Origin of the sequence: Marinilabilia sp. (assembly GCF_016278715.1) — a bacterium.
Taxonomy (GTDB): domain Bacteria; phylum Bacteroidota; class Bacteroidia; order Bacteroidales; family Marinilabiliaceae; genus Marinilabilia.
Genome location: NZ_JADQBH010000099.1, coordinates 1 through 4,507 on the forward strand (window position 1 = coordinate 1; position 4,507 = coordinate 4,507).

Below are 4,507 nucleotides of genomic sequence, written 5' to 3' on the forward strand. Positions count from 1 at the left end.
AGCATGATGATAATTTCATAAACCCCGGTTGTTTGACCTAAGAGCTAAGAGCTAAGAGCTAAGAGCTAAGAGCCAACTATGGCATATTAGGGAAAAGTGGGCTCTCTGTGTTTCTCGGTGTTCTCTGTGTTTTCTTTTTTTTTTATCTGCCCCTTCAGGGCGCCCGAAATGATGGGAATTTCTTTCCCGGGACGTTGCCCCGGGCTATGGTTGGTAGGGCTTTCAGCCTGTGATTCTGTTGTACACCGTTCTTCAGAATTAATTTTTTGTGTCCAGCAGCGGATTTAACCATATAAGGTATAAAAGAGAAAAAAGGGGGCTACTGGTTCCGTTCCACTTCATCCAGATTAAGCACGAGCATATAGCCTATATGGCTGATGCGTAAGAATAATTTTTTGGTTCCCTTAATGTTTTCCACTTCGCCTTCAATGCCTTTGAGGGGCCCACTGGTAATGGTGACTTTCTCACCCTTTTTGAGTCTGTCTGATTCTACCGAGAAAGCGAGTTTGTTTTCCACCGTACGACGCATGGCTTCAATTTCTCTTTCGGGAATTGGAACCGCCTTTCCTTTGTGTGAGACATAAGCCACCACCCCCCGGGCATTGAAAACATCCCGGTACTGCACAGGGTGTATTTTTATAAAAATGTAGGAACTGATAACAGGGACTTCCACCCATTTTTTTCGGTCACTCCACTGCCGTTGTTCCCTTTTGAGAGGGAGATACACCTCTATACCCTGATTTTTCAGGTCCTCGTAAACTTTCTTTTCGGCCCTCGATTTGGTGTAGAGGGCATACCAGCTGGGTTCAGTGTTTTTTTCCAAAATTTATTCCTTTTATACATTGCGAAAATAGAAATTTTAACCCGAAGGGACAAGAGGGGCAGAAAGCGATGAGGTTGAGGGGTGAGGGAGCTGTTAGCTTTTGAGTCTTAGCTGTTAGGATAAATAGTTGGGTTTTATGAAATATCTATCATGATGGCCAGGCTCATTAAAAAGTCCATGCATAAAATCCATAGGTTGTTTTATTATGAACGTCTCCCATGGGATTAGCCCCGGTCTTTAGGCCGGGGGTATCGCAAGACAGATCCACCTCCCGGCCAGCCGGCTTTGAGCCGGCTTCTAAGAAACAACAATTACTTGAATGTTTCTCGAAAAGCCCGTTCGAAGCCGGCTCTCCTGACCAGTGTGGAGATTTATTATTCCCCCGGCTAAACCCGGAGGCCAGACTCATTATAAAATTCTATGCATCCACACCTCCTAAGAACCTTTAAGACAGCGTTGTTGCGACCGCGAGGAAAGAAGCGGGAAGCACTCTCATTTCATAATAATGGTTTTTCCGGACAATAGTGAAGTGAAATTAAAACCCTAAAAACCGTTTCATTTTGTGATAAAAAGATATTTTTGTTGTAAAGAAATGAAAAAATAGAGAAAATGGAAACAAACAACAACAGGCCGTTGCTGCCCCTTTTTATTCTCAGAGTTGCAGTAGGCTGGCTCTTTCTTCACGAAGGATTGTACAAGTTATTCACCCCCGGATGGACAGCACAATATTATCTTGCTCAGTCCGAAGGGCCCTTACAGTCATTTTTTCAGTGGGTCATCGAAAGCAAAATATTAATTGCCATTTCCAATTACGGGGTGGTGATATTGCTTATTGCAACCGGATTGTTACTGATGATCGGCTTTTTGGAGCGGATGGCATGTGTGGCGGGTATGGTATTGCTGGTGTTTTTTTACCTCTCCTATCCGCCGTTTGGAGAAATCAGTGATGTAATGGCAGAAGGTAATTATCTGATTGTTGATAAAAATATGATATTATTTTTGGTGCTTTGGGTGATTTTTAAACTAAGGCCCGGGCAGCGTTGGGGAATGGACAGATTGAGGCATGGGGGATAGGGCATGGGGCTTGGAGCATGGGGCATGGAGTCTTTTCGCTTAAGGACTGACGGGGCAACGTTGGAGAAAAAATAATAGCAATACTCAACCTCAGTCTCAACCTTCACTTACGAATTAAACGAACGTAATTATCAGACAATATGAATAGAAGAGATTTATTAAAAAGCCTTGCCGGCGTTCCTTTTTTGGGAGCTTATGGCTATATGTTTGCCGGGAAGATGGCCGCCGAAAAAGTTGAAGAAACAAGTGCTTTTCAGCGATTTGTGAGGTCTAAAATATTGCCATCCGGGATGGAGCAACCGGTTCGGGAATCCGGCGGGAAAAAGGTTCGGTTAGGACTTGTGGGTTTTGGCATTCGTGGCAAACAGCTGATGAAATCACTGGGGTTTATGACTCCTGAAGATATTGACGGGATGACCGATAATCAGCGAAAGATTTTTTTGGAACAACCTGATTTGAACATAGAAATTTCAGGGGTGTGCGACCTGTATAAACCACGCCTGGACGAAGCCTCCCGGGCTGGTGCTAACCGGGAACGTAAGGGAGCGGCTGATTTTAACTCCCGACCTGTGAAGCAATACGGGAAGTTCGAAGATCTGATAGCTGCGGCGGACGTGGATGCAGTGGTGATTGCCACCAGTGACCACTGGCATGGGCCTGTTTCTGTGATGGCCGCTAAGGCAGGTAAACATGTTTATTGTGAGAAGGCCCTGTCACATTCGCTGGATGATGTCTATGAAGTTCGGGATGCCGTGAAAAATAATCGCGTAGTGTTTCAGCTGGGGCATCAAAACCGTCAGGCCGAAAGCAATAGGATGGCTGCAAAGGTTGTACAGGCCGGGATGCTGGGTAATGTCAACCTGGTGGAAACCACTACCAACCGCAACGATCCCAACGGGGCCTGGGTGTATGACATTCCTGAAGAGGCCGGTCCTCACAATGTGGACTGGCAGCGTTTTCTCAGAAATACAAATACTCCGTTTAATAAGGAACATTTCTTTCGTTGGCGCTTATTCTGGGACTATGGAACAGGCCTCAATGGTGATTTGATGACGCATGAGTATGACAGCATCAATCAGATGTTGAATATGGGAATTCCCGAACTGGTGACGACCACCGGCGGTATTTATCATTGGAAAGATGGTCGTGAAGTGCCTGACGTTCAGCAAACGGTTCTTGAATATCCGTCCAGAAACTTTTCACTTTTGTATTCAGCTTCTTTGGCCAGCAATTTTTATCGTCCCAAGAAAGTGATGGGCGATGAGGCTTCCATTGAAGTGGGTGCAACGCTTAAAATGTTTGTGGATTCCGAATCGCAGATGTACGAAGAGTATCTTACCAACGAAGATATCCTGCCCAATCAACCTATTGCGCTGACTCGTGATATGCAGGCTCAGCTGGATGCCATCAGTTCGGCAACAGAGAAGTATTTTGCTTCACGCGGACTGCTTTATACTTCACATGGAGGGCGTATGGTGGATACTGCACATCTGCACTTGTCGGAGTGGCTCCATGGCATACGTACAGGCGCAGCAGTGAGTTGTGGCATTGATGAAGCTTTTGAAGAAGGAATTACCGCTATGATGGCCACCATTGCTTATCGCGAAGGAAGAGTGGTGAGATGGGACGGAGAGAGAGTGGTTTGATGTTGGGGGTTAGCTGTTAGCTCTTGGCTTGTAGCTCGTAGCTGTTAGCTGTTAGCTCGTAGCTGTTAGCTCTTGGCTGTTAGCTGGTAGCTAAAGTCCGAACTTAAATAGGGGATTAGAGGGTTAACCCAAAACTCAAAACCCAAAACTCCTTATGTGGTTTAAACACAAATAGCTAAAATCAGGAGTTTTAAAAAAGAACCTTTCCGGATTGAAATAAATCTTCCGGATTTAAGTAACTTTACTCCCGTTAATTAATTAGCTTTATTACCTCCTTTATTTGAGGGGCATAAAGAATAGAGAAAAATCAGAATATATGTATCAGGTTAAGCCACAAATATATCAGGTAAAAGTAGTCCTTCAGGATATCGAACCCTCTATTTGGCGAAGGTTACAGATTCCTGCAGATCTGTTCCTGCACGATTTTCATAAGGTAATTCAGACCGTTATGGGATGGGAAAATCAGCATTTGCACCTCTTCCGCAAAGGACGAAGAATGTTTGGACAGTCGGATGATGAGTTTGTTCGCAACCCCAATTTCCAGGATTATACCATCGTGCGCGTTAATGACTTATTGCGTAAACCTGAAGATGAAATGGTTTATCAGTACGATATGGGCGATAACTGGAATCACCTCATAATTTTGGAGAAAGAGATAGAGCCTGATCCTATAGAGTATTATCCGCTTTGTACCGGTGGTGCGCGCGAATGTCCGCCCGAAGACTGTGGTGGACCCGGCGGCTATGCCGAGATGGTGAAGGCTGTCAAAGACCCGTCGAATCCGCAACATCGTTTTTTTAAGGCGTTGTTTCCGGAAGGTTTGGATCCCGAATATTTCGATCTGGAGGAGATTAACGATATATTGTTGGAAGATGATTATGGTTGCCTGCTGCCTTTCGATGAGGAAGAGGAATAGGGGGATAGTCTTATCTGCCCCTTCAGGGCGGGGAAATGACCGGTATTT

4 protein-coding genes are annotated in these 4,507 nt (G+C 45.1%); 3 read left to right on the top strand and 1 reads right to left on the bottom strand.

All coding sequences use genetic code 11. The annotated features are described in order from the left end of the window. Positions 1–319 precede the first annotated feature (319 nt). Positions 320–823, bottom strand: coding sequence for a UpxY family transcription antiterminator (locus QZZ43_RS06160; RefSeq protein ID WP_291857102.1), 504 nt, complete (start codon positions 821–823; stop codon positions 320–322). 609 nt (positions 824–1,432) lie between these two features. On the opposite strand from QZZ43_RS06160, the gene QZZ43_RS06165 reads away from it, so the two are divergent. The 3 genes from QZZ43_RS06165 to QZZ43_RS06175 all read left to right on the top strand — a co-directional run bounded on the left by QZZ43_RS06165 (position 1,433) and on the right by QZZ43_RS06175 (position 4,459). After that, entirely contained in the window at positions 1,433–1,897 is a 465-nt protein-coding gene (locus QZZ43_RS06165; protein ID WP_291857104.1) for a DoxX family protein, read from the top strand. 140 nt (positions 1,898–2,037) lie between these two features. Beyond that, positions 2,038–3,543, top strand: coding sequence for a Gfo/Idh/MocA family oxidoreductase (locus QZZ43_RS06170; protein WP_291857105.1), 1,506 nt, complete (start codon positions 2,038–2,040; stop codon positions 3,541–3,543). 316 nt (positions 3,544–3,859) lie between these two features. Further along, a complete protein-coding gene (locus tag QZZ43_RS06175) occupies positions 3,860–4,459 on the top strand; it encodes a plasmid pRiA4b ORF-3 family protein (protein ID WP_291857106.1) in 600 nt (199 codons plus the stop codon). Positions 4,460–4,507: the final 48 nt, after the last annotated feature.